Below are 23,417 nucleotides of genomic sequence, written 5' to 3'. Positions count from 1 at the left end.
TACCATGTCCGTGCAGGCGGCCGTTGCTGAATGGTATAAGCAGAGGTTTTAGGTGCCTCGGGGCATTTGCCCATGTGGGTTCGACTCCCATCGGCCGCACGCACAGAGGGGCCACCCAACAGGGTGGCCCCTCTCCTGTGCGTCAGCCCAACAGCTCACGAACCACCGGCACCAACCCCCGAAACGCCTCCCCCCGATGGCTGATCGCGTTCTTCTCCTCGGCGCTCAGTTCGGCGCACGTCCGGGTCTCGCCGTCAGGCTGGAGGATCGGGTCGTAGCCGAAGCCGTTCGTGCCGGTGGGGGTGTGGCGCAGGGTGCCTCGCAGGCGGCCCTCGACCACGCGTTCCGTGCCGTCCGGCAGGGCGAGGGCGGCCGCGCAGGCGAAGTGGGCGCCGCGGTGTTCGTCGGCGATGTCGGAGAGTTGGGCCAGGAGGAGGTCGAGGTTGGCGCGGTCGTCGCCGTGCTTGCCGGCCCAGCGGGCGGAGAAGATGCCGGGGGCGCCGTGGAGGACGTCGACGCAGAGGCCGGAGTCGTCGGCGACGGCGGGCAGGCCCGTCGCCTGGGCCAGGGCGTGGGCCTTCAGCAGGGCGTTCTCGGCGAAGGTGACGCCGGTTTCCTTGACGTCGGGGATGTCGGGGTAGGCGTCCGCGCCGACGAGGTCGTGGGGCAGGCCTGCGTCGGCGAGGATCGCCCTGAGTTCGGTGATCTTTCCGGCGTTGCGGGTGGCGAGGATCAGGCGGGTCATGCCCACCAGTATCCCGGCGTGTCCCGGGCGCGCCGGGCGGGGCTACGGCGGGGTCACGGCGTGCAGACCTTGGTCAGTTCGCCCGCCGCGTCCGTGACCGGGCTGAGGTCGGGTGTCTGGTCGCCGTTCTTGACCGCCGTACGGACGTTGCCGACCGCGGCATTGAGGTCGTCGACCGCCTTGTTGACGTCGGTGTTGTCGGTCTTGTCGCCGATCTCGTCGAGGTTCTTGTCGATGGAGTCGAGGGACTCCTCCAGCTGCGTCGGGTCGTTCGACGCGCTCTCCACGGCCTGTTGGAGATCGGTGACGCTGTCGGCGATGGCGTCGGCGGTCTGGACGCAGTCGAGGGCCTTGGTCACGGCGTCGCAGCCGGTGGTGAGGCCGACCGCCAGCCCGACGGCCGCGACGGCGGCGGCGATGGCGGTACGGCGACTACGGCGGCGTCGGCTCGCGGCCATGGATCTGTTCCCTCCCGTTGGTCAGGCCCCCGGTGGGCCCCCGTGTTGGCCGGGCGCACGGTGGTGTGCCGTGCGCCCGTACCGGTAGTGACGCGGGGACGGTCGGCGGGGTTGCCCGCGGCGGCCGTCCTTCTTGGTGCGCCCTTTACTTTTCGAGGACGGTATCAAGTGCCGCGCGCTGCAGGGCCGCCAAGTCGGCGCAGCCGGCGACCGCCAGGTCGAGGAGGGAGTTGAGTTCGTCACGGGCGAAGGGTTCGGCCTCGGCGGTGCCCTGGACCTCGACGAAGCGGCCGTCGCCGGTGCAGACGACGTTCATGTCGGTCTCGGCGCGCACGTCCTCCTCGTAGCAGAGGTCGAGGAGCGGGACGGAGCCGACGATGCCGACGGAGACCGCGCTGACCGTCCCGGTGAGGGGCTGGCGGCCGGCCTTGACGAGCTTCTTGCCCTGGGCCCAGGAGACGGCGTCGGCGAGGGCCACGTAGGCGCCGGTGATGGCGGCGGTGCGGGTGCCGCCGTCGGCCTGGAGGACGTCGCAGTCCAGGACGATGGTGTTCTCGCCGAGAGCCTTGTAGTCGATGACGGCGCGCAGGGAGCGGCCGATGAGTCGGCTGATCTCGTGGGTGCGGCCGCCGATCTTGCCGCGGACGGATTCGCGGTCGCCGCGGGTGTTGGTGGCGCGGGGCAGCATGGAGTACTCGGCGGTGACCCAGCCTTCGCCGCTGCCCTTGCGCCAGCGCGGGACGCCTTCGGTGACGGAGGCGGTGCAGAAGACCTTCGTGTCGCCGAAGGAGACGAGGACGGAGCCCTCGGCGTGCTTGCTCCAGCCGCGTTCGATGGTGACCGGGCGGAGTTGTTCGGGGGTGCGGCCGTCGATTCGAGACATGGCGATGAGCCTAGTGGTACCGACGCGAGGGCCCGTCCCTCGGTGGGAACGGGCCTCTCAGGGGGTGACGTCCGACGCGGCGTCAGAAGTGAGGCGGGGCTGGGAGTCGGGCATGAAGCCGGGGATGACTCCCCTGCTTCACATCATGTCTTCGATCTCCGCGGCGATCGGGTCGGCGTCGGTGCCGATGACGACCTGGATCGCGGTGCCCATCTTGACGACGCCGTGTGCGCCTGCGGCCTTCAGGGCGGCCTCGTCGACCTTGCCGGCGTCGATGACCTCGGTGCGCAGGCGGGTGATGCAGCCTTCGACCTCTTCGATGTTGTCGATGCCGCCGAGACCGGCAACGATCTTCTCAGCCTTGCTGGCCATGTTCTTCTCCCTGATCCGAACCGCTGGGTCGCAGAGATTCGCAGAAATCGTCCGCGGGTGGGCACCGCGAGGACGTAGCACGCCGTAACCCCGCAATCACGCGGAATTACCGCGGAATCGCGGGTTCCTTATCTCTCCTTCATCATGCTACAACGTGGTCTACACCAGTGAATGGTGTAGACCACCATCGATGGAGGAATCATGAGCTCCGCCACCGCAACGGCGGCCCCCGCGAAGAAACGGGGTTCCGGTCTGTTCCAGGGACTGCAGAAGGTCGGCCGCAGCCTGCAGCTCCCGATCGCCGTGCTGCCGGCGGCGGGTCTGTTGCTGCGGCTGGGGCAGTCAGACGTCCAGGCGAAACTGCACCTGCCCGCCGACGTCGCCAAGGTGTTCGCCGGGGCCGGCGGCACCCTTCTGGACAGCTCGTTCGGGCTGCCCCTGTTGTTCTGCATAGGCGTGGCCATCGGCTTCGCGAAGAAGGCCGACGGCTCGACGGCGCTCGCCGCGGTGGTCAGCTTCCTGACCTACTACGCGGTGATCCACCAGTTCCCGGTGAAGGAGGGGCACGAGGGCGCGACCTACACGGCCGTCGCCCCCTTCGGAGGCTTCTGGCAGAAGGGCAACGAGGCCGCCCAGGCCGCGACCTTCCAGAACCCGGGTGTACTCGGCGGCATCATCCTCGGCCTGCTGACGGCCGTGTTGTGGCAGCGCTACCACCGCAAGCGGCTCGTCGACTGGCTCGGCTTCTTCAACGGCCGTCGGCTCGTGCCGATCATCATGGCCGCCGTCGGTACCCTCCTGGGTGTCCTGGTCGTGCTGGGCTGGCAGCCCATCGGTGACGTCATCACCAACTTCGGCGAGTGGATGACCGGCCTCGGCTCCTTCGGTGCGGCCCTCTTCGGTCTGATCAACCGTGCGCTGATCCCGATCGGCATGCACCAGTTCGTCAACTCCGTGGCGTGGTTCCAGATCGGCGACTTCACCAACTCCGCCGGCGTCGTCTCCCACGGCGACCTGCCGCGCTTCTTCGCCGGTGACCCGTCCGCCGGTCTGTTCATGACCGGCTTCTTCCCGATCATGATGTTCGGTCTGCCTGCCGCCGCCCTCGCCATCGCGCACACCGCCCGCCCGGAGCGCCGCAAGGCCGTGCTGGGCATGATGATGTCGCTGGCGCTGACCTCGTTCATCACCGGAGTCACCGAGCCGATCGAGTTCTCGTTCATGTTCATCGCCCCGGTGCTGTACGCGATCCACGCGGTACTCACCGCCGTGTCGATGGCCGTGACGTGGGCGCTGGGCATGCACATGGGCTTCAGCTTCTCGGCCGGTCTGACCGACGTCGCGATCAACTGGGGCATCTCCACCAAGCCCTGGCTGCTGCTCCCCGTCGGACTGGTCTTCGCCGCCATCTACTACGCGCTCTTCCGCTTCGCCATCATCAAGTTCAACCTCCCCACCCCGGGCCGCGAGCCCGAGGAGGAGGTCGAGGACCTCACGAAGGCGTGAGCCTGCGCTGACAGACGCGAAGAGGCCCCGGAGCCGTGTGCTCCGGGGCCTTTGTCACGTCGTAAAACCTGGCGCAGGGGCCTAGATCTCGTACGACGCCCTCGGCCTCGCCAGTTCCACCGGGCCGTCGAACGTCGTGCGGGCGTCGGCGAGGTTGGCCTGGGGGTCGGTCCACGGGGGGATGTGGGTCAGTATCAGCCTCCGGGCGCCTGCCCGGGTGGCCGTCTCGCCCGCCTCGCGACCGTTGAGGTGCAGGTCGGGGATGTTCTCCTTGCCGTGCGTGAAGGCCGCCTCGCACAGGAACAGGTCGGCGTCCCGGGCGAGTTCGTCCAGCGTCGGGGTGACGCCCGTGTCGCCGGAGTACGTCAGGATCTTGCCGTCGTGCTCGATGCGGATGCCGTACGCCTCGACCGGGTGGGCCACGCGTTCCGTGTGGACGGTGAACGGGCCGATGTCGAAGGTGGACGGCTTGACCGTGTGGAAGTCGAAGACCTCGCTCATCGAGGAGGCGGTGGGGGTGTCCGCGTAGGCCGTGGTGAGGCGGTGCTCGGTGCCCTCGGGTCCGTAGACGGGGATCGGGTCGCAGCGGCCGCCGTCGTGGCGGTAGTAGCGCGCGACGAAGTACGCGCACATGTCGATGCAGTGGTCGGCGTGCAGATGGCTGAGGAAGATCGCGTCGAGGTCGTAGAGACCGCAGTGGCGCTGCAGCTCACCCAGGGCACCGTTGCCCATGTCGAGAAGCAGCCGGAAGCCGTCGGCCTCGATGAGGTAGCTCGAACAGGCCGATTCCGCGGACGGGAACGACCCCGAGCAGCCGACGACGGTGAGCTTCATAAAGCAGAAACCTCCGCTGGCGGGAATTCAGAAGATCGGGGAACAGGACGTCGGGGGGTCGTGCGGTCCGTCGAGCGTAAGGCGCAAAACACCCGGTCGCTCCTCCGGCAAGGGCTGTTGTGGGCGAACTCACCTGTGCTGTCACCGGTTCGGCTGGACCAGAGGCGCGTGAGGCTGACGAGGGGGCGCGTCGAGGGTCGCGCGCCGGTACCGTCGTCGGCATGCACACGTCCTGGTGGTTGGCGCTCGCGGCGGTGGTACTGCTCGCACTGGTCGCCACGCTCGTCGACGGTTGGGGCCGGGGACACCGGCCCGCGGGTCGCAGGACCCGGCCCTCGGGGCGCCCGAGGCGCTCCGGTGTCCGGCCCCGGCCGGCGGAGATCTGGTGGGCGATCGTGCCCTACGAGGACGAGCCGGAACCGGAGGGGGCCGCGAGACGGGGGTCTGCTGAGGGTGCCGGCGCCGGGGGAACCTCGGGTGAGTCGGCCGTGGGCGACGGGCGGGCCAAGGACCGGCCCTGTCTGGTGCTGGGGGTGCGTGGCGACCGGGCCACCGTCGCGAAGATCACCAGCAAGTACCACGTCGAGCGGGCCGGGGTGATCCCCCTGCCGCCGGGCTCGGTCGGTGACGCGCAGGGGCGCGCGAGCTTCCTGGAGACCGGCGAGCTGCGCGAGGTGCCGCTGGGGGACTTCCGGCGGCGGGCCGGGGAGGTGGACCCGGTCCTCTGGGACCGGGTCCGTCACCTCGCCCGGTAGGCCCGGGGCCGGTGGGGCTCGGGGCCGGTGGGGTGGGGACCGGAGGCACGGTCGCGCCTCCGGCGCCCCTGCGGCTTGGGCCGAACGACAGCCCTACGCCCAGAGCTGCCCCTGGAGCGCCTCGATGGCCTCCTCGGTGGTGGCCGCCGTGTAGACGCCGGTGGAGAGGTACTTCCAGCCGCCGTCGGCGACGACGAACGCGATGTCCGCGCTCTCGCCCGCCTTCAGCGCCTTCCTGCCGACGCCGATCGCCGCGTGCAGGGCGGCGCCGGTGGAGACGCCCGCGAAGATGCCCTCCTGCTGGAGGAGTTCGCGGGTGCGGGTGACCGCGTCGGCGGAGCCGACGGAGAAGCGGGTGGTGAGGACGGAGGCGTCGTACAGCTCGGGGACGAAGCCCTCGTCGAGGTTGCGCAGGCCGTACACCAGGTCGTCGTAGCGCGGTTCGGCGGCGACGATCTGTACGTCCGGCTTGTGCTCGCGCAGGTAGCGGCCGACGCCCATCAGGGTGCCGGTGGTGCCGAGGCCCGCGACGAAGTGGGTGATCGACGGGAGGTCGGCGAGGATCTCCGGGCCGGTCGTCGCGTAGTGGGCGCCCGCGTTGTCCGGGTTGCCGTACTGGTAGAGCATCACCCAGTCGGGATGCTCGGCGGCGAGTTCCTTGGCGACCCGTACGGCGGTGTTGGAGCCGCCCGCGGCAGGGCTGGGAACGATCTCGGCGCCCCACATGCCGAGCAGGTCCCGGCGCTCCTGCGAGGTGTTCTCCGGCATCACGCACACCATGCGGTAGCCCTTGAGCTTGGCGGCCATGGCGAGGGAGATGCCGGTGTTGCCGGAGGTGGGCTCGAGGATGGTGCAGCCGGGAGTCAGGCGGCCGTCCTTCTCCGCCTGTTCGATCATGTACAGGGCGGGCCGGTCCTTGACCGAGCCGGTGGGGTTGCGGTCCTCCAGCTTGGCCCAGACGCGGATGTCGGCGGACGGCGAGAGCCGCGGCAGGAGCACCAGAGGGGTGTTGCCCACCGCGGCCAGCGGGGAGTCGTAACGCATGGGTGGTCAGCGGGCCTTAGGCCATGCCGCCGGCCACGGCCGGCAGGATCGTGACGTTGTCGCCGTCGGCGAGCTTGGTGTTGATGCCGTCCAGGAACCGGACGTCCTCGTCGTTGAGGTAGACGTTGACGAAGCGGCGCAGCTGGTCGCCGTCCACGATGCGGGCCTGGATTCCGGTGTGACGGTTCTCGAGGTCGGCGAAGAGCTCGGCGAGCGTGTCCCCGTTGCCTTCCACCGCCTTCTGGCCGTCGGTGTAGGTGCGGAGGATGGTCGGGATGCGGACCTCGATGGCCATGGTTGCGGGCTCCTGTCGGAAGTGGTCAGGTCGGTGGGCGCACGACAGCGCGGTACAGCTGGGTTGTACGGGTGAGGTTCTCCCGCGCTCGGCCTCGCTCACGCGGGAGGTGCCCCCACCGGCTCACGGCCGTACGGCGGCACGGGGCAGCGTCAACAGATGGCGCTGGCGAGCCTGCACAGGTCGACGTGCAGCCGCGCCACGAGCAGCGTGCCCGGCGTCTTCTCGCTCACGTCGTCAAGAACCATGGGCTCATCGTATCGATTCCCGGTCCGGATCCCGGAGTACGGTCTCACATCGTGGGCGGTTGACGGCCGGAGAGTGAGACTGGCCAGCTCACGCGGACTCCCGGAGCACCAGTCGGGTGGGCACGACCACCGAGGACCGGGTCGGCGCGCCGGGGTTCTGTGTGATGTCGAACAGCAGCCGGGCCATCAGGCGGCCCATCTCCTCGACGTCCTGGTGGACGGTGGTCAGCGGCGGGTCGGTCGACTCGGCGATCTCCGCCAGGTCGTCGAACCCGACCACGGCCACGTCCTCGGGGACCCGGCGTCCGCTCTCCCGCAGCGTCTGCAGCGCGCCGGACGCCATCAGGTCCGAGGCGACGAAGACGGCGTCCAGGCCGGGCTGCCTCCGCAGCAGTGCGGCCATCGCGTCGGCGCCGCCCCGCAGGGTGTAGTCGGCCCGCTCGATCAGGTCCGTGGAGGCGGCGGGCAGGACGTCCCGGTACCCGGCGAGCCGGTCGGCGGCGGAGTTCTCCTGGTCGTAGGGGCCGGTGACGGTCGCGATGCGGGAGCGGCCGAGCGAGACCAGGTGCTGGACGGCCTGCCGGGCGCCCCCGCGGTTGTCGCCGTCGACGTAGGCCTGGCCGCCTCGCTCGGGGTCCCCGTCCCGCAGCAGCGGACGGCCGCCGAAGACGGCGGGCAGGCCGATCCGGTCGACCATCTCGTGCAGTCGGTCGCCGGGCCGCAGGGAGAACAGGAGGGCGCCGTCGACATGGCCGCCGCCGAGGTAGTCGGCGACCCGTGCGTAGTCGTCGGGGTCGTCCAGGAACAGCAGGACGGCCTGGGCGCCGTGGCCTGCGAGTTCCCGGCGGATGCCGCGCAGGAGGAGGTCGAAGAACGGGTCGAGGAAGAGGCGGTTCTCCGGCTGGGCGGCGACCACCGCGACCGCGCCGGTGCGGTGGGTGACCAGCTGGCGGGCGGCCTGGTTGGGCACGTAACCCAGTTCGACGATCACCTGCCGGACGCGGTCGACGACCTCGGCACTCACCCTGGGCTCCGCGTTGATCACCCGGGACACCGTGGACCTCGACACCCCCGAGCGCCGTGCGACGTCCTCGAGCGTGGGACGGTGACCGGTCGTCCGTCGCGTCAACACCATCTCCGATACGGCGAGTTGTCAGGGCGTACGACGATCAGTATGCCTCGACGACCTGTACCTCCTCCTCCGTCACCTCGCCCTCCAGGATCCGGAAGGAGCGGAACTGGAAGGGGCCGGCCTCGTCGGTGTCGGCGGTGGAGACGAGGACGTAGTGCGCGCCGGGCTCGTTGGCGTAGGAGATGTCGGTGCGGGACGGGTACGCCTCGGTGGCCGTGTGGGAGTGGTAGATGATCACGGGTTCCTCGTCCCGGTCGTCCAGCTCGCGGTAGAGCTTGAGCAGGTCGCCGGAGTCGAACTCGTAGAACGTGGGCGAGCGGGCGGCGTTCAGCATCGGGATGAAACGCTCGGGGCGGCCCGTGCCCGCCGGGCCCGCGACCACGCCGCACGCCTCGTCGGGGTGGTCCTCGCGTGCGTGGGCGACGATCTGGTCGAACAGGGCCTGGGTGATGGTCAGCATGCTGGTCAGGATAAGCAAAGGGGCCGCCCCGTACCGAGGAGTGGTACGGGGCGGCCCACATGGCGGACGTCCTGAGCGGCGGCCGCCGGGGGCTCCACGAGAGTTCCCGGTGGCCGGACGTCCGACCCGCTAGCGGGCGACCTTCTCGAACTCCGCGTCGCGGCGAGCGGTGCCGCCCGCGTTGCGGCTCTTGAGGACCAGCCAGCCGATTCCCAGGCACACGAACCAGAGCGCCATCACGTACAGACAGACGCGGGCGTCGGCGTCGTACGCGATCAGGCCGGTGACGAAGAGCAGGAAGGCGATGGCGACGTAACTGCACTTCGAGCCGCCCGGCGCCGGGAAGGAGGAGGCGGGCAGGCGGCCCGCTTCGACCGCGCGGCGGTAGAGGACGTGGCTGATCAGGATCATCAGCCAGGTCCAGATGCCGGCCGCGGTGGCCACCGAGGTGACGTAGCCGAAGGCCTTCTCCGGGACGATGTAGTTGAGGATCACGCCGATGCCCATGAAGAGCACCGAGACGGTGATGCCGAAGGCGGGGGTCCTGGACGCGGACAGCTTGCTGAAGACCCTGGGGGCCTCACCGCTGTCGGCCAGGTTCCGCAGCATGCGGCCCGTGGAGTACATGCCGGAGTTGCAGGAGGACAACGCGGCGGTCAGCACGACGAAGTTGACGATGCCGGCGCCCGCCGGGATGCCGATCTTGGCGAAGGCCTCCACGAAGGGGCTCACCCCGTCGGCGAACTCGGTCCACTTCACCACGCAGAGGATGACGGTGAGGGCGCCGACGTAGAACAGCGCGATCCGCCAGGGCAGGGTGTTGATCGCCTTGGGGAGGGTCTTCTCCGGGTCCTCAGACTCTCCGGCGGTGACACCGACGAGTTCGACGGCCAGGTAGGCGAACATGACGCCCTGCAGGGTCATCAGGGACGAGCCGATGCCCTTGGGGAAGAAGCCGTCGAAGGCCCACAGGTTGGAGACGGCGGCGGTGTCACCGGCGGAGCTGAAGCCGAAGGTGAGGACGCCGAGGCCGATCACGATCATGCCGATCAGGGCGGTGACCTTGACCATCGAGAACCAGAACTCCAGCTCGCCGAAGAGCTTCACGGAGATCAGGTTGACCCCGAACAGAACCACCAGGAAGACCAGGGCCGTCACCCACTGCGGGATGGACGGGAACCAGTAGTTCACGTAGATCGCGGCGGCCGTCAGTTCGGCCATACCGGTGACCACCCACATCAGCCAGTACGTCCAGCCGGTGAAGTAGCCGAAGAACGGGCCGAGGAACTCGCGCGAGTACTCCGCGAACGAGCCGGAGACCGGGCGGTAGAGCAGGAGCTCGCCGAGCGCCCGCATGATGAAGAAGATGATGACGCCCGCGAGGGCGTACATGAAGATCAGGCTGGGTCCGGCCTTGGCGATGTTCGCCCCGGCTCCCAGGAAGAGGCCGACGCCGATCGCGCCGCCGATCGCGATCATCTGGACCTGGCGGCTGCCGAGTCCGCGCTCGTACCCCTCTTCCGACTCCTTAGGGGCCTTTTCCTTGTCGACCTGCGCTGAGGTCATGTGTGGTGCGCCTTTCTCCATGCCGACCCGGGCCTCTCGTCGGCCACGGATCGGATCTCGATCCCCCCGGATTGCTGGAGCTGAGCGGAGTCCGCTCGTGCCTGGCCGGCGGTCGCCGGCTCGGTGGCGCACCCGGACGGACATGGGTGGTGTTCGCCGGGCGGTCGTGAAGATTTATCACGGCCGCAACACTGATCACTGGCGTGACATGTGAGGCAGCGCACAAGAAGAACCGGACAAAGAACACCGCGGAGGGTCATAGGTGCCCGCCGCGGTGATGTGATCGTTATCCGGATTTGAGCGTCCGTTGAGCGAACACAGAATCTACACAAGATGGGGCATATGCCCAGCGCTCACCCGCGCTCGCCCTGTGTCACCCACACTCCCACGCGCTCCCCCGCGCTTACGGCATCAGGGTGGTCACCAGCGTCTCCTGAAGCCCTCCCAGCCACAGGTACGCCATCACCATCGGCTTGCGCGGGTCGTCGTCCGGGAGGTGGTACAGGAGATCGCCGTCGTCCTCGTCGCTGATCTCCAGCCGGGAGCCGATCGCCAGCCGCAGGTCGTTGAGGGAACGAAGCCACTGCTGGGACTCACCGGGCGCCAGCTTGAGGATCGCGCCGCCCTCGCCGGACGGACTGAGCGCGTCCAGGGAGCGGATCACCGCGAGGGCGTTCTCCCGCTTGCCGGCCCTGAGGTCGTTCTCGGTGTAGCGGCGGAACTCGGCGGAGTACTCGCGCTCCTCCTCGGCGCGCTTCGGCCCGGCGGCGCCCTCCGGGTCGCTGTAGGCGTCGGGGAAGAGCCGCTTGAGGACCGGGTCGGACGGGGGTTCGCTGGGGCCCTCGGCGAACAGCTCGGCGAGCGGGTCGTCGGGGGCGTCCTCGGCTGGGCCGGGGCCGATGAGTTCCAGGAGCTGGACGGCCAGCGACCGGATGATGGAGATCTCGACGTCGTCGAGGGCGACGGCCGCGCCGCCGCCGGGGAGCGGTTCGAAGTGTCCTGGCATGGAATCTTTTCGCTGCTTGGCGGTCTGCTGGGCTGCTTCTCGGCGGTCTGTCGGGGTACCTGTCGGCGGCTGCCGGACTACTTGCGGTCCTGCTGGAGCGTGGCCCACAGACCGTAGCCGTGCATGGCCTGCACGTCGCGCTCCATCTCCTCGCGGGTACCACTGGAGACGACCGCCCGGCCCTTGTGATGGACGTCGAGCATGAGCTTGGTGGCCTTGTCCTTGGAGTAGCCGAAGTACGTCTGGAAGACGTACGTCACATAGCTCATGAGGTTGACCGGGTCGTTGTGGACGATGGTGATCCAGGGGACGTCCGACTCGGGGACGGCGAAGACCTCCTCCGCCGACTCGGTGCGTTCGATCTCTAGGGGAGCGGGTGACGTCACATGGCCATGCTGCCACGCTCCCCGTAAATCGTCACACTGACGAAATGGGGGTAGCATCCGTTCCTATGAACACAGCGGACCTTGGGCTGCCGGTGGACGTTCCCTCGACGGCGCTCTTCACGGACCAGTACGAACTGACGATGCTGCAGGCCGCGCTGAAGGCGGGTACCGCCGAACGGCGCAGCGTGTTCGAGGTCTTCACCCGGCGGTTGCCGGAGGGGCGCCGCTACGGCGTGGTGGCGGGCACCGGGCGCGTCCTGGACGCGGTGGAGAACTTCCGTTTCGACGCGGACGTCCTCGGCTTCCTGCGCGAGCACTCCATCGTCGACGAGGCGACGTCGGACTGGCTCGCCGCGTACCGCTTCTCGGGTGACGTCTGGGGCTATCCCGAGGGCGAGGTCTACTTCCCGGGCTCGCCGATCATGCGGGTCGAGGGCTCGTTCGCCGAGTGCGTGCTGCTTGAGACCGTGATCCTGTCGATACTCAACCACGACTCGGCCATCGCAGCGGCCGCCTCCCGGATGTCCTCCGCCGCCGGTGAGCGCCCACTGATCGAGATGGGGGCCCGGCGCACCCACGAACTGGCCGCGGTCGCCGCCGCGCGCGCCGCGTACGTCGGCGGCTTCACCACCACCTCGGACCTGGCGGCCGGTTTCCGCTACGGCATCCCCACCGTGGGCACCTCCGCCCACGCCTTCACCCTCCTGCACGACCAGGAACGGGACGCCTTCCAGGCCCAGGTGGACTCGCTCGGCCGGGGCACCACGCTGCTCGTGGACACGTACGACGTCGCCGAGGCCGTCCGGACGGCCGTGGAGGTCGCCGGGCCCGAGCTGGGCGCCGTGCGGATCGACTCCGGGGACCTGCTGCTGGTCGCGCACCGGGTACGGCAGCAGCTGGACGAGCTGGGCGCCACCGACACGAAGATCATCGTGACCTCGGACCTGGACGAGTACGCCATCGCGTCGCTGGCCGCGGCGCCCGTGGACGCGTACGGCGTCGGCACCCAGCTGGTGACCGGCTCCGGGCACCCGACGGCCTCGATGGTCTACAAGCTGGTCGCCCGCGCCGAGACCGCCGACCCGAAGGCCCCGCTGGTGCCGGTGGCGAAGAAGTCCTCCGGCGGCAAGACGTCCATCGGCGGCCGCAAGTGGGCCGCGCGGCGGCTGGACCGGTACGGGTCCGCGGAGACCGAGGTCGTCGGCACCGGGCCGGTGCCGGCCGAGCTGGCCGAGCGTCAACTGCTGGTCCAGTTGGTCAGGGGCGGGGAGGTCGTCGCGCGGGAGCCGCTGGATGTGGCCCGCGACCGGCACGCGGCCGCCCGGGCGGGCCTGCCGCTGTCGGCGACCCAGCTGTCCCGCGGGGAACCGGTCATTCCGACGGAGTATGTACAGGGGCGCTCGGGTAGTTAGAGCGGGTGCGCCCGTCCCTGTCGCTCGCGCCCTGCGACGCCCCCTCCCGCCCCGCCTCTCCAGTCCGTAGGCTCGGAGGTTCACCGGCCGGGCACCCCTTCTCTTCCCCGACCCCATAGTCGAAGGACACCGACCATGCGCCGCGCCTTGATCGTCGTAGACGTGCAGAACGATTTCTGCGAGGGCGGCAGCCTCGCCGTGACCGGTGGTGCCGATGTGGCCGCCGCTGTCACGGAGCTGATCGGTCAGGCGGGCGGGTCCGGTTACCAGCACGTCGTCGCCACCCGCGACCACCACATCGCGCCCGGCGGCCACTTCGCCGACAACCCGGACTACGTCCACTCCTGGCCGGCGCACTGCATCGCCGGCACCGAGGGGGTGGGCTTCCACCCGAACTTCGCCCCCGTGGTCGCCTCCGGCGCGATCGACGCCGTCTTCGACAAGGGGGCGTACGCGGCGGCGTACAGCGGGTTCGAGGGTGCCGACGAGAACGGGGTGACGCTCGCCGACTGGCTGCGGGCCCGCGAGGTCGACGAGGTGGACGTGGTCGGCATCGCGACCGACCACTGCGTCCGCGCCACCGCGCTGGACGCGGCCCGGGAGGGCTTCCGTACCCAGGTCCTGCTGGATCTGACCGCCGGGGTGGCCGAGGCCACGACCGGGCGGGCGCTGGAGGAGATGCGGGGGGCGGGCGTCGAACTGTCCGGCAAGCCCGTGGTGGCCTAGGACCTGCGCGGGCCTGGCCGGATGGTCAGACGAGGCGCTTGCGACCCCAGACGATGATGAATGCCGCGATGCCGACGGTCAGAGCCAGCAGGATCGAGGCGCCGAGCCACTGCATGCCGGACATCTCAGACATCGGGATGTAGTCGACCGACCAGCCGACCACCTGCGCCTTCTCCAGGCAGGCGTTCACGGCCTTGTCCGTCGCCGCGTTGCAACTGCCCCAGCCGATGGTGTCGCCCGAGGCCGTGAGGTAGGACTGGTCCACGACGTTGGCGCTGTCGGGCAGGTTCGGATAGACGTTGTCCCCCGTGACACCGTTGTGGGTGGTGGCCGTGACGACGTTCCCGAGGGACATCCGGAAGTGCGACCAGACCAGCCGCAGGACGACGGCGAAGCCCAGGGTGACGACCATGGACAGCAGGGTCCGCCGCAGCAGCATGCCGATCGCCACGCCGGCGACGACGGTGAGCAGGGTGAGTGCCACGGGCATGGGTCCACTGCTGTCGAAGCCGGCACCGTCGTACCAACTCAGGGCGTACGACGATGGCCTGACCGGTGACCACCACCACGTGAACGCGGCGGAGACCGCCGTGGTGCACACCACGACCACGAGTGCGCTCACACCGAGCTTGGTGGTGATCCAGCGGACCCGGCTGACGGACTGAGCGCTGACGAGCTTGGCGGTGCCGCTCTCCAGATCGCCGGCGAGCAGGGGCGCACCGAGGAAGACACCGATCAGGACGGGCAGGAGCTGGAGCACCTGAGAAGTCGAGTTGAGCGGCGCCGGGTCGAACTTGTCCTCCCAGCCGTCCTTCAGGTGGGGATAGCCGTACCCCTCGAGGTACGTCATCATCTGCTGGCGCTGGTAGACCATCACCGCGACGGCGATGGCGGCGACGGCCAGGAGCGTCCAGTACGCGGCGCGGTGCTGACGCCAGACGAGCCAGTTCATGCCGCTGAGCCGGAGGCGGCGGCCACGGCCGGCTTCGGTGCGCACCGAGTCGGAGGAGGTGCTGCCGGTGCTGATCATCGTGCTCATGCCGCCACCGCCTGCGGGGCGACGTAGGAGCTGGGACCGATCAGCGGCGGGGCTTCGGGTGAGCGCAGATAGGCGAGCAGGAGTTCCTCCAGGTTCGGGGTGCTCGCCTGCCATGGGCCGGTGACCGGCCCGTCGGGGCGGACCAGCGAGGTGAACTGCCGTCCACTGATACGGGTTTCGACGACCGTGTGGTAGGCCAGCTCCGGGGGCGTCCGCCCGTCGGAGTGGGCCCCGGTCAGCAGGGTGTGGGCGGTGCGGAGTTCGTCGACCTCACCGGCCATGCGCAGCTCGCCGCCCGCGATGACCAGCAGGTAGTCGCAGGTGTTCTCCAGCTCGGCGAGCATGTGGGTGGACATCAGCACGGTGGTGCCGTGTTCGGCGGCCTCGGCCAGCAGGACGCCCATCAGTTCGTGGCGCACCAGCGGGTCGAGGTCGGACATCGGCTCGTCGAGGAGCAGCAGGTCGGGGCGCTTACCGAAGGAGACGGCGAAGGCCACCCGGGTGCGCTGGCCGCCGGAGAGCGTGCCGATCTTCGCGTCGAAGGGCACATTGCCCGCGCGGACGATGTTCTCGGCGGCCCGCTGGTCCCAGTCGGGGTTCAGTTCGCGGCCCATGCGCAGGGTCTCGGCGACGGTGAAGCGCCGGAACAGGGGCTTCTCCTGGGCGAGGAACGCGGTACGCCGAGTGGCCTCCGCGGACTCCGGGGCCGCACCGAACACGCGCAGGGTGCCGGTGGTCGGCTCCAGCAGGTTGGCGGCGATGGCCATCAGCGTGGTCTTGCCGGCCCCGTTGGGGCCCACCAGACCGCAGATCCGCCCGGCCGGCAGCCGGAAGGAGCAGTCCCGCAGCGCCCAGCCCCGGCGGTACTTCCGGCCTAACCCACGGGCTTCTATCGCGGACGTGTCCGCCGACCCCCCGTGGCCTGTCTCGTAGCTCATCATGCGTGTCCTCTTGTTCCCATGGTTCCTGTTGCGCCTGTTGCGCCTGTTGTACCTGTTGCGCCTGTTGCGCTCGTTGTGCTCGTTGCGCTCGTTGTGCCTGTTACGTCTGTTAAGTCTGTTACGCCTGCGTGCCCGCCTGGTCGGCAGCGGGCCAGGTCGCGGCGTACCGCTCCTCCATCACCGACGTGACCAGAGCGGTCACGTCGTCCGGCTCGAGACCCGCCTCGCGGGCCCGGTCCATCCAGGCCTCCAGCTCACCGCGCAGCGGCGAATCGGCCGCCGCCTGTGGACGAGCGAGCGACTGCCGGACGAAGGTCCCCAGGCCCGGCCTCGCTTCGACCAGACCCTCCCGCTCCAGTTCGCGATACGCCTTGAGCGTGGTGTTGGGATTGACGGCGGAGGTCTGGGCGACCGCCTTGGCCGTGGGCAACTGGTCCCCGGGCACGAGTACGCCCAGCCGCAGCGCCTGCTTGGTCTGCTGCACGATCTGCTGGTAGGCGGCGATCCCGCTCCGCCGGTCGATACGGAACTCCAACCGCTTCACCATCATTCCACTAGTCGACTAGTGGAATGATGGTGAAGTACTGACCGCGCATCTGTCAAAGCTCACAGGTCGGGGCGCCGGCGGCGTGGCGGACGCACGCCGCGGGTCTGTCGCGTTGCCTGGGGCGGGGGGAGACCCTCCAGAACGGGCGGCACTTCCACGCCCTTGACGCATGCCAAAGGTGCGCCGGTCCGCTGACCTGCGCATTCATTGGCTTACAACCCGGTTGACTTTACTTTCTGTTTGCGATTGGCTGCGGGCTCCGACCTTCACGATCCGGGGGGATCCCATGAACCGCACCGTCCGCGCCGCCGTCTGTTCCGTCGCCGTCGCAGGCCTCGCGCTCGGCCTCAGCTCCTGCTCCGAGACGGTCGACAAGGTCGACAAGGCGGTGGACGAGACGTACGAGGTCACCTACGAGGTCACCGGGAAGAGCGTCGAGTCGATCGACTTCCACGGTGGCGGCGGCACGGCCATGGAGCCGAAGATCGAGTCGGTGAAGAAGCCGAAGCTGCCCTGGACGAAGACGGTCACCCTGCGCGGCATCATGCCCGCGGGGGTCATGCCCATCGGCACGGACCCCGAAGGCGCCCAGGTCACGTGCAAGATCACCCACAAGGGCAAGGTGCTGGAGGAGCAGCGCGGCAAGGGCCTGGTGGCCACCGGCGGCTGCATCGCGGAGTCCCCGGTCACGGGGTGACCCCGGGACCGGCACCACCGAACCCACGGCCGCCGGGGCGCTATGTCACGGTCGGCCCCGTCACGCCGGTGTCGTCATGGTCGGCCCTGTCACGCCGATGTCGTCGGGCGCCTCAGCAGCGACCGGATGGGGCGCCACAGCTCCTGGACCAGTTCCGGTCCGACGACACCGTTGTCAGGCGCCGTGCGCCATATCAAACCGTCCGGGTGGTGCAGGACCGCGGTGATCTCGTCCGGCGTCGGCGGGGCCGCGTTGCCCCGCAGGTAGACCGCGCGCATGCCCAGGTTGCGCAGCCTGGTCAGGGCGCGCGCACGGTTGCGGGCATGGACGAGGACGCGGACCGAGCCCACGCTCTCGGCGGCGGGGCTGGGCAGGTTCAGCGCCACCACCACACTGCCGGTCGGCAGCTTGCAGAAACCTCCTGCGGCCATGCGGTCATACCCCCGTGCGAGTCGGCGTCGTGGTCGGTGTCAATAAGGGAGTCACAGGACGCACCTAAACACGATCGGCGGCAACCCGCCAGGGGGTTGCCGCCGATACGCGTTTGACCTGCGGAAATACCGTCTACTTCGCGGACGGTCCGACCTGGAGCGAGATCGTGGAGCCGTCCAGCGGCTCCTTGGAGATCTTGATCCGGGTGTTGGTGTCAGTGATCTTGACGCCCGCGAGGGGGTTCGAGGCGTCGTAGTACGTCGACGTGCCGTCATCGAAGACCGGGACACCGGCCCGTGACTTGATCTTGGTCGGGACGCCCGCGTTGTGGAGCGTGATCGCGTCCGTCTGCTGCCGGCTGAAGGTCGAGTCGTAGGCCTGGATGCGGTTGCGCATCAGCGTGCCGTCGGACCACTTCAGCGGCGTCGGGTGGGAGTCGATCGGCAGGATCAGGCCCTGACCGGGGTGCTGGCTGGTGTTGTCGTCGGCCTGGGAGGTGTCCCACTTCCAGATCAACAGGCCGTTCTGGTAGGCGTAGTGCTCCACCCAGCCCGGACGGGTCGTCGAGAAGCCGTAGTTGTACGGGCCGACCTTGAGGGTCTTGTCGTACGACACGTACTGGCGGTTCTCGGCGATGTAGTACTGCGGGTAGTCGTCCGTGATGGACGCGCCGACCCGGGAGAAGCCGTTCGCGGCCCAAGCGGCGTCGGCGGACTCGGCGTTGTCGGAGAACAGGGGGGCGCCGTCGGCGGTCACCGTGATCTCGTCGGCCGTGAAGCCCTTCTGGGCCACGCCACCGTCGGTCTGGTAGCGGAAGCGCAGGCCGATCTTCTGGCCCGCGTAGGCGTCGAGCGGGTAGGTCAGCTTCTGATGGGCGTCCACCGTGCCGGTGAGGGCGGGCTTGCCGCTGGCGTCACGCGGGACGGCGCTGCCGTCGGCCAGCTTGCCGTCGATCGGCGTCCAGTTGGCGCCGCCGTCCGTGGAGACCTCGGTGTAGACGTAGTCGTAGTCCGTCTCGGTGTCCCACCAGCCGTCGAGGGTCAGGCTCGCGGCGGACTTGCCGGTCAGGTCCACGGTCCGGGAGAGCGTGTTGCGCAGGTCGTTGCCGCTGCCGCTCCACCACTGCCTGGTGCCCTGCGCCGGGGTGACGATCTTGGTGGTGACCGTCTTGTCGGGCAGTTGGACCACGAGGGCCTGCGGGTTCTTGGTGTTGTACTCGGCGAGCCCCAGGGTGTGGTTCGACTTCTTGCCCGCCTGGGCGATGTCGTAGTCGAGCCAGCCGAGTTGCAGCTTGTCCCAGGAGTTCATGTCGCCGGGCAGGTCGCCGATGGACTCCTTGCCGGTGCCGAGCCAGGAGCCGGACGACATCAGGGTCCAGAAACCGGTGGAGTTCTCGCCGCCGCCGGAGGTGTCGTACTCGTCGGGCAGGCCCAGGTCGTGGCCGTACTCGTGGGCGAAGACGCCCAGGCCGCCGTTCTCCGGCTGGATGGTGTAGTCGCCGACCCAGATGCCGGTGTCGCCGATCTGGGTGCCGCCGAGCTTGTTGCCTTCGGGGCCGGTGGAGCCGGCGTCGGTGCCGAAGGCGAACCAGCGGTGGGCCCAGATCGCGTCCTCGCCCTGCGCGCCGCCGCCCGCGGACTCGTCCTCGCCGGCGTGCACGATCTGGAAGTGGTCGATGTAGCCGTCGGGCTCGTTGAAGTCGCCGTCGCCGTCGAAGTCGTTGCGGTCCCACTGGTCGAACTCGGCGAGCTCGGCCTTGATCTCGGCGGGGGTGTCACCGGCCTCCTCGCGCTGGGCGACCCAGGCGGTGACGCCGTCCCGGACCGCGTACCAGGCGCCGGTGGTCGCGTCGTTGGAGCCGTACCGGGCCTCGTTGTAGGGGACCTTGACCCAGTCGGTCACCTCGCCCTCGACGGAGTAGCGGCCCGAGGACTGCTTCTCGTAGTACTTCTTCAGCGACTCGGTGTTCTTGCCGGTGCCGAAGTACAGCTGCTCGAAGTGCTGCTGGTTGTAGTCGGACTGCCAGGCCGTGCTGTTGTCGTCGGCACGGTCCGGCTGGGCTATCTGGTTGTGCAGCGGGCCGGGCGTGCCGCCGTAGCGGCTGTCGACCTGGTCGCCGAACTCGACCAGGATCGTGAAGATCTTGTCCGTCTTCTCGCGGCCGACCTCGACGTACTTGTCCTCGCCCTTGAGCTTGACGACCTTCGAACCGTCCCGGTCCTTGACCTTGGCGGCGCCGGATATGACCTGGTCGAGTGCTTCCTCGCGCTGCGCCTCCCGCGTCTTGGACAGCGGGCCGTCGAAGTCGTGCTCCCTGCTCTTGGCCGGCTGCGGGTCGTTCCCGTCCACGGCCGCGGGCGCGCCCGCGGCGGTCGAGTCGGCCTGGGCGACCGCGAAGGTCGAGAAGGTGGCGGTGGCCGCGGCCACCGCGACCACCGTCGCCGCCGTTCTGAACTGCCAGGATCTGCTGGTCACTTGAGTTCCTCCCCCGCGTCCGGGCGCGCGGAAGGAGGGGGGCCTTCGCCTGGTGTGTCCGCGCGCGCGTGTTCAACGCGTGTAGTCAAGTGACGACATTGGACTAGAGGTTGGCGAGAAAAGACAGATCTTGACTTGGACAAGTCAATTGCACTATGCGGAGTTGGCGTCCGCTTTACGAACGCCGGAGTGCGCCCCGGGCACGTCGGCCTCCGGTCGGCAGGGCGCCGGGGGCTCATCGAACGGGCGCGCGGATCTGTCCACCTGCTGGACCGCATGAACCCGTGCGCCCCCCGTGCACCGGCCCTGTTGGTCAGGTCACGCTTACCTGTCGTTCCGCTCGGGCATGCAGGCGATTAGAGTCGATTGGCGGAACGCCCTGAATTCGGCGGAAAGCCAGGCCGACGCCCCCGTGGACCCCCACTTCCGAGGACACGATTGCCATGCCTCGTCCGACTGTCACGCCTCGCCCGACGGCCGCACAGCTCGCCTACGGTTCGTGCACCGTGATCTGCTCGACGTTCGCCATGCTGCTGCTGTCACAGACGAGTTCCGGCGTGGGGATCGCGATCATCGCCGTCGCGGCGCTCGCCCTCGGGCTGCTGGTCGCCATGACGGTCCCGATGCCGAAGTCCCGCGTGGCCGCGGTGGACCAGCCCGCCGCACAGCCCACCGAAAGGGCACAGACGCCACAGGCGCCCGTACCGGCGGTCTCGGTCGCCGCGGTGACGCCCGAGCGGCCGGTGCACGAGCGGGCCGCCTCCTGACCCGGCCTACGGGTGCTCAGTCCGTCTTGACCACCACCGTCTTGGCCGCCTTGTCGTGCAGGCCCTGCTTGTAGGGCTTGTCGAAGAAGCTCCAGCCGCCCGCGATCGCGGTCCAGACACAGGCGCAGCAGAAGGCGAACGGGATCCACAGCACCGCCGAGCGGATCAGGTTGGTCTGCACGGAGGGGGTGGCCCCGTTGTCCAGGTTGGCCACCCGCATGCCCAGCCACTTCTTGCCGAACGTCTGGCCCGTCCGGCTCATCAGGATGGTGTCGTAGGCCATGTAGAGCACGGCCGCCACGATCGACTGTCCGAGGGACTTGCTGTACTCGATCTTGTCGTTGTCGAAGTCGTACTCGTGGACGTTGATGGCCCAGGTGAGCAGCCAGACGACGATCCCGACCATGATCATGTCGATGATCCGGGCGAGCGTGCGCCGGCCGCTGTCGGCGAGCGGCGGCATACCGGCCAGCGGGTCGCCGGGGTACTGACCACCACCGCCGTACGGACCGCCGCCACCGCCTCCGTACGGGTCGCCGCCGCCTCCCCCGTACGGGTCGCCGCCCCCGCGCGGGCCGCCGCCTCCGTAGGGGTCACCGCCCTCGTGGGGCGGGGGCTGAGCGCCGTACGGCGAACCCGAACCCTCGGAGGGCGGGGGCTGCTTCCTGAACGGGTCGTCTTCCGGCGGCTGACCGGAGCCGGGGGGCGGTTCGGTGCTCATGGCCCGAGTCGACCGCGAACCCTCCGGCTCCGCATCCGGCGAGCGGCCGTCCGGAGTACCGCGGCCTGCGGTACTCCCGGCCTGCGCGCATCCTGCGGTGCGTTCGCTCTGTCCGCTCAGCCCGCGACGAACGTGTGCGCGGCCTTGTCGTGCCAGCACTGGCGCCACGGACGGTCGAACAGGCCCCACAGGACACCCAGGACGCCGATGGCGAGCAGACCGGGCACGCTGTAGACGAGCCAGCGGCGCAGGGCGGCACCGAAGGACGGGGCCTCGCCGCCCTCGATGTCCCGCACGTCCAGCCCGAACAGCTTCTTGCCAAGGGTGCGGCCCCACTTGGCGGTGGGCAGCGCCTCGTACAGGACGCCGAAGACCAGCAGGACGGCCAGGACGATGCCCAGATACGTCGATGTCGTGCCGTCCAGCAGCCAGACCGTGACGGTCTCGCCGGACTGCTTGGCCACGTCGATCTTCTCGTTGACGTGGTCGAGCGCCTTCGTGCCGAGCGGTACGGCGGCCACGGCGGTGACCGCGGCGAGGACGATGGTGTCCACGAGCCGGGCGCCCAGCCGCTTGCCGAGTCCGGCGGGACGGGCCGACGACTGCCGCCTGGCGGCCGCCTGGAACACGTCGTCCACGGGCGGCTTCCAGGGCACGACGGGCTGCTCGTCGTCGGACGCGCCCGCGAGCCGGTGCACCTGCTGGGCCCAGGAGGGCTGCCCGCCACCGGCGCCGGGCGCCATGGGGCCGCCCGGCTGGGGCACGGCTCCCTGCTGAGGCACGCCGGGCTGCTGGGGCACGCTCGGGGCGGCGGCTTGGAGAGGCGTCTGCTGAGGGCCGGAGAGGGCACTGGGGGCCGCTGCGGCGGCCTGGGCGGCGGCTGCGGCCCCCGCTTGCCCCTGCGCGCCCGCCGCACGCGCGGCGGCGGCCTTACCGGCCCCGAACCCGGGCGTTCCGGGAGCGCCGGAGGACTCAGCGGACGCGGCGGCGTCCGGGGGCGTGGCCTGGGCGCCGATGCCCGGCTGGGCTGCGGCGCCGGGCCCGGCCTCCCGATGCCCCGCGCCCGCCGAGAACTGGGCGCCGAACGCTCCCGGGACCGCACCGGGAGCGGAGTGCGCGCTTCCGGCACCCGGGGTGCCCGTGCTCCCCTGATGCGCCCCCGCCGCCCCGTTCTGCTGGGCCGCGCGCGGGGAGAGCGCGCGGAAGGTCACGGTGCCCTCGTCGACGGGGCCACCGGGGCCCGGGACACCGGGAGTTCCGCCGTCGGCGCCGCCCGCCGCTCCCCCGGGTCCGGGCGTCGGCCGACGGAAGAGGAAGGTGTTGCCGGCCTCGTCCTGGTCGGCGGGCGGGATCGTCGCGCTGCCGTCGGTACGGGCGGAGCGGCCCTCCGGCTGGGGCGGGCCGTCAGCGGGCCCCGCCGCGCGCGGCACCCGCGGATCCGCACCCTGCGGTGCCCCCCACGACACCCGGCGGTCCTGGTCGCCGCCGAAGCCCGACTGCCGGGATCGGTCTGCGCCCCAGGCGGCCGCGGGTTCGGGCCGGTCACCGTGCTGGTCACCGGCCGGGGGCGGGTCCTCGTCGAAGAAGTGCGGCCCCGTCTCCTCGACCGGGGCGGCCGGGGACGGATCCGCATCCGCGCCGGACGGCGGCGCGAGCGGTACGCCGTCGGTCGGTGCCGGACGGCTGGTGCCCGGTACCCAGGAGGCACCGTTCCAGTACCGGACATATCCAGGAATGGACGGGTCCGGGTAATACCCTTCGCGGGGCCTGTCGTCACCAGGTGCCGGGGTTGGGGCGCTCATGTCCGTCGTCCCGTATCTGCTCGGGGGTCAAATGGGGGCCTCCACATCTATCAGACCGGCGCAACCCCCACCGCCAGTCCCGCCGGACCCACCCCCTTTCGGGCAATGCCGTGCACCGGCTTCACAGATCCGGAAAGAAATCCTCCGAACCCGCGTAATGCGCACCGC

Annotated in this window: 26 protein-coding genes and 1 tRNA gene; 7 read left to right on the top strand and 20 right to left on the bottom strand. The window is 69.9% G+C overall.

What is annotated here, in order from left to right:
• Positions 1-16 precede the first annotated feature (16 nt).
• A tRNA-Leu gene (locus ABZ027_RS18020) sits at positions 17-99 on the top strand.
• 43 nt (positions 100-142) lie between these two features.
• Here ABZ027_RS18020 and rdgB read toward each other — a convergent pair.
• The 4 genes from rdgB to ABZ027_RS18000 form a co-directional block, all read right to left on the bottom strand.
• Positions 143-745, bottom strand: coding sequence for an RdgB/HAM1 family non-canonical purine NTP pyrophosphatase (gene rdgB / locus ABZ027_RS18015; protein ID WP_356769279.1), 603 nt, complete (start codon positions 743-745; stop codon positions 143-145).
• A gap of 53 nt (positions 746-798) precedes the next feature.
• A complete protein-coding gene (locus ABZ027_RS18010; RefSeq protein ID WP_356769278.1) occupies positions 799-1,203 on the bottom strand; it encodes a hypothetical protein in 405 nt (134 codons plus the stop codon).
• 145 nt (positions 1,204-1,348) lie between these two features.
• Positions 1,349-2,086 (bottom strand): ribonuclease PH, encoded by a 738-nt coding sequence (rph, locus tag ABZ027_RS18005; protein ID WP_356769276.1) that lies wholly within the window; start codon positions 2,084-2,086, stop codon positions 1,349-1,351.
• A 138-nt stretch (positions 2,087-2,224) separates the two neighbouring features.
• Complete coding sequence (locus ABZ027_RS18000) at positions 2,225-2,473, bottom strand: PTS glucose/sucrose transporter subunit IIB (protein WP_356769342.1); 249 nt, start codon at positions 2,471-2,473, stop codon at positions 2,225-2,227.
• A gap of 186 nt (positions 2,474-2,659) precedes the next feature.
• Between ABZ027_RS18000 and ABZ027_RS17995 the strand changes: the two genes are divergently transcribed.
• Positions 2,660-3,964 carry a PTS transporter subunit EIIC gene (locus tag ABZ027_RS17995; RefSeq protein WP_356769274.1) on the top strand — a complete coding sequence of 435 codons (1,305 nt, stop codon included), beginning with the start codon at positions 2,660-2,662 and terminating at the stop codon, positions 3,962-3,964.
• A gap of 81 nt (positions 3,965-4,045) precedes the next feature.
• Here ABZ027_RS17995 and ABZ027_RS17990 read toward each other — a convergent pair whose 3' ends face one another.
• The gene (locus tag ABZ027_RS17990; RefSeq protein ID WP_356769272.1) at positions 4,046-4,798 is read right to left on the bottom strand and encodes an MBL fold metallo-hydrolase; all 753 of its coding nucleotides are present in this window, start codon (positions 4,796-4,798) and stop codon (positions 4,046-4,048) included.
• Between the two features lie 221 nt (positions 4,799-5,019).
• Here ABZ027_RS17990 and ABZ027_RS17985 point away from each other — a divergent pair, with 221 nt between their 5' ends.
• Positions 5,020-5,553 carry a type II toxin-antitoxin system PemK/MazF family toxin gene (locus ABZ027_RS17985; protein ID WP_356769270.1) on the top strand — a complete coding sequence of 178 codons (534 nt, stop codon included), beginning with the start codon at positions 5,020-5,022 and terminating at the stop codon, positions 5,551-5,553.
• Positions 5,554-5,646: 93 nt separating this feature from the next.
• On the opposite strand, the gene ABZ027_RS17980 is transcribed toward ABZ027_RS17985, so the two are convergent.
• The 8 genes from ABZ027_RS17980 to clpS form a co-directional block, all read right to left on the bottom strand.
• Positions 5,647-6,597, bottom strand: coding sequence for a cysteine synthase (locus ABZ027_RS17980; protein ID WP_356769268.1), 951 nt, complete (start codon positions 6,595-6,597; stop codon positions 5,647-5,649).
• Positions 6,598-6,613: 16 nt separating this feature from the next.
• Positions 6,614-6,892, bottom strand: a complete 279-nt coding sequence (locus ABZ027_RS17975; RefSeq protein WP_356769266.1) for a MoaD/ThiS family protein — start codon at positions 6,890-6,892, stop codon at positions 6,614-6,616.
• Between the two features lie 152 nt (positions 6,893-7,044).
• Positions 7,045-7,140: a putative leader peptide gene (locus ABZ027_RS17970; RefSeq protein WP_324606347.1), complete on the bottom strand. Its 96-nt coding sequence runs from the start codon at positions 7,138-7,140 to the stop codon at positions 7,045-7,047.
• Between the two features lie 88 nt (positions 7,141-7,228).
• Positions 7,229-8,275 (bottom strand): LacI family DNA-binding transcriptional regulator, encoded by a 1,047-nt coding sequence (locus ABZ027_RS17965; protein WP_356769263.1) that lies wholly within the window; start codon positions 8,273-8,275, stop codon positions 7,229-7,231.
• A gap of 34 nt (positions 8,276-8,309) precedes the next feature.
• A complete protein-coding gene (locus tag ABZ027_RS17960; protein ID WP_356769261.1) occupies positions 8,310-8,732 on the bottom strand; it encodes a M67 family metallopeptidase in 423 nt (140 codons plus the stop codon).
• A gap of 129 nt (positions 8,733-8,861) precedes the next feature.
• Positions 8,862-10,298: an amino acid permease gene (locus tag ABZ027_RS17955; RefSeq protein WP_356769259.1), complete on the bottom strand. Its 1,437-nt coding sequence runs from the start codon at positions 10,296-10,298 to the stop codon at positions 8,862-8,864.
• Positions 10,299-10,701: 403 nt separating this feature from the next.
• Entirely contained in the window at positions 10,702-11,304 is a 603-nt protein-coding gene (locus ABZ027_RS17950; RefSeq protein WP_356769257.1) for a DUF2017 domain-containing protein, read from the bottom strand.
• A gap of 77 nt (positions 11,305-11,381) precedes the next feature.
• The gene (clpS, locus tag ABZ027_RS17945) at positions 11,382-11,747 is read right to left on the bottom strand and encodes an ATP-dependent Clp protease adapter ClpS (RefSeq protein WP_356769255.1); all 366 of its coding nucleotides are present in this window, start codon (positions 11,745-11,747) and stop codon (positions 11,382-11,384) included.
• 8 nt (positions 11,748-11,755) lie between these two features.
• Between clpS and ABZ027_RS17940 the strand changes: the two genes are divergently transcribed.
• Entirely contained in the window at positions 11,756-13,102 is a 1,347-nt protein-coding gene (locus ABZ027_RS17940; protein WP_356769253.1) for a nicotinate phosphoribosyltransferase, read from the top strand.
• A gap of 135 nt (positions 13,103-13,237) precedes the next feature.
• A complete protein-coding gene (locus ABZ027_RS17935; protein WP_356769251.1) occupies positions 13,238-13,828 on the top strand; it encodes a nicotinamidase in 591 nt (196 codons plus the stop codon).
• A gap of 25 nt (positions 13,829-13,853) precedes the next feature.
• Here ABZ027_RS17935 and ABZ027_RS17930 read toward each other — a convergent pair whose 3' ends face one another.
• From ABZ027_RS17930 to ABZ027_RS17920, 3 genes are all read right to left on the bottom strand, one after another.
• Entirely contained in the window at positions 13,854-14,867 is a 1,014-nt protein-coding gene (locus ABZ027_RS17930; RefSeq protein ID WP_356769249.1) for an ABC transporter permease subunit, read from the bottom strand.
• Positions 14,864-15,808 (bottom strand): ABC transporter ATP-binding protein, encoded by a 945-nt coding sequence (locus ABZ027_RS17925; RefSeq protein WP_356769247.1) that lies wholly within the window; start codon positions 15,806-15,808, stop codon positions 14,864-14,866. The genes ABZ027_RS17930 and ABZ027_RS17925 overlap by 4 nt, the downstream gene beginning before the upstream one ends.
• 118 nt (positions 15,809-15,926) lie before the next feature.
• Positions 15,927-16,355: a GntR family transcriptional regulator gene (locus ABZ027_RS17920; RefSeq protein WP_356769340.1), complete on the bottom strand. Its 429-nt coding sequence runs from the start codon at positions 16,353-16,355 to the stop codon at positions 15,927-15,929.
• Between the two features lie 286 nt (positions 16,356-16,641).
• On the opposite strand from ABZ027_RS17920, the gene ABZ027_RS17915 reads away from it, so the two are divergent.
• Positions 16,642-17,052 (top strand): MmpS family transport accessory protein, encoded by a 411-nt coding sequence (locus tag ABZ027_RS17915; protein WP_356769245.1) that lies wholly within the window; start codon positions 16,642-16,644, stop codon positions 17,050-17,052.
• An 89-nt stretch (positions 17,053-17,141) separates the two neighbouring features.
• Here the strand turns inward: ABZ027_RS17915 and ABZ027_RS17910 are convergent, their stop codons facing one another.
• A complete protein-coding gene (locus ABZ027_RS17910; protein WP_356769243.1) occupies positions 17,142-17,483 on the bottom strand; it encodes a hypothetical protein in 342 nt (113 codons plus the stop codon).
• A gap of 133 nt (positions 17,484-17,616) precedes the next feature.
• Positions 17,617-19,959, bottom strand: coding sequence for an immune inhibitor A domain-containing protein (locus tag ABZ027_RS17905; RefSeq protein WP_356769241.1), 2,343 nt, complete (start codon positions 19,957-19,959; stop codon positions 17,617-17,619).
• Positions 19,960-20,402: 443 nt separating this feature from the next.
• Between ABZ027_RS17905 and ABZ027_RS17900 the strand changes: the two genes are divergently transcribed.
• Positions 20,403-20,726: a hypothetical protein gene (locus ABZ027_RS17900; protein WP_356769239.1), complete on the top strand. Its 324-nt coding sequence runs from the start codon at positions 20,403-20,405 to the stop codon at positions 20,724-20,726.
• A gap of 16 nt (positions 20,727-20,742) precedes the next feature.
• Here the strand turns inward: ABZ027_RS17900 and ABZ027_RS17895 are convergent, their stop codons facing one another.
• On the bottom strand, positions 20,743-21,447 hold the full coding sequence (locus ABZ027_RS17895) for an RDD family protein (RefSeq protein WP_356769237.1): 705 nt from the start codon (positions 21,445-21,447) through the stop codon (positions 20,743-20,745).
• 116 nt (positions 21,448-21,563) lie between these two features.
• Positions 21,564-23,249: an RDD family protein gene (locus ABZ027_RS17890; protein WP_356769235.1), complete on the bottom strand. Its 1,686-nt coding sequence runs from the start codon at positions 23,247-23,249 to the stop codon at positions 21,564-21,566.
• Between the last annotated feature and the right edge of the window lie 168 nt (positions 23,250-23,417).

It is taken from the genome of Streptomyces sp. NPDC006332 (assembly GCF_040612855.1).
Classification (GTDB): Bacteria; Actinomycetota; Actinomycetes; order Streptomycetales; family Streptomycetaceae; genus Streptomyces.
The sequence above is the reverse complement of the archived record's forward strand: the minus strand, read 5'-3'. Positions and strand labels throughout refer to the sequence as shown.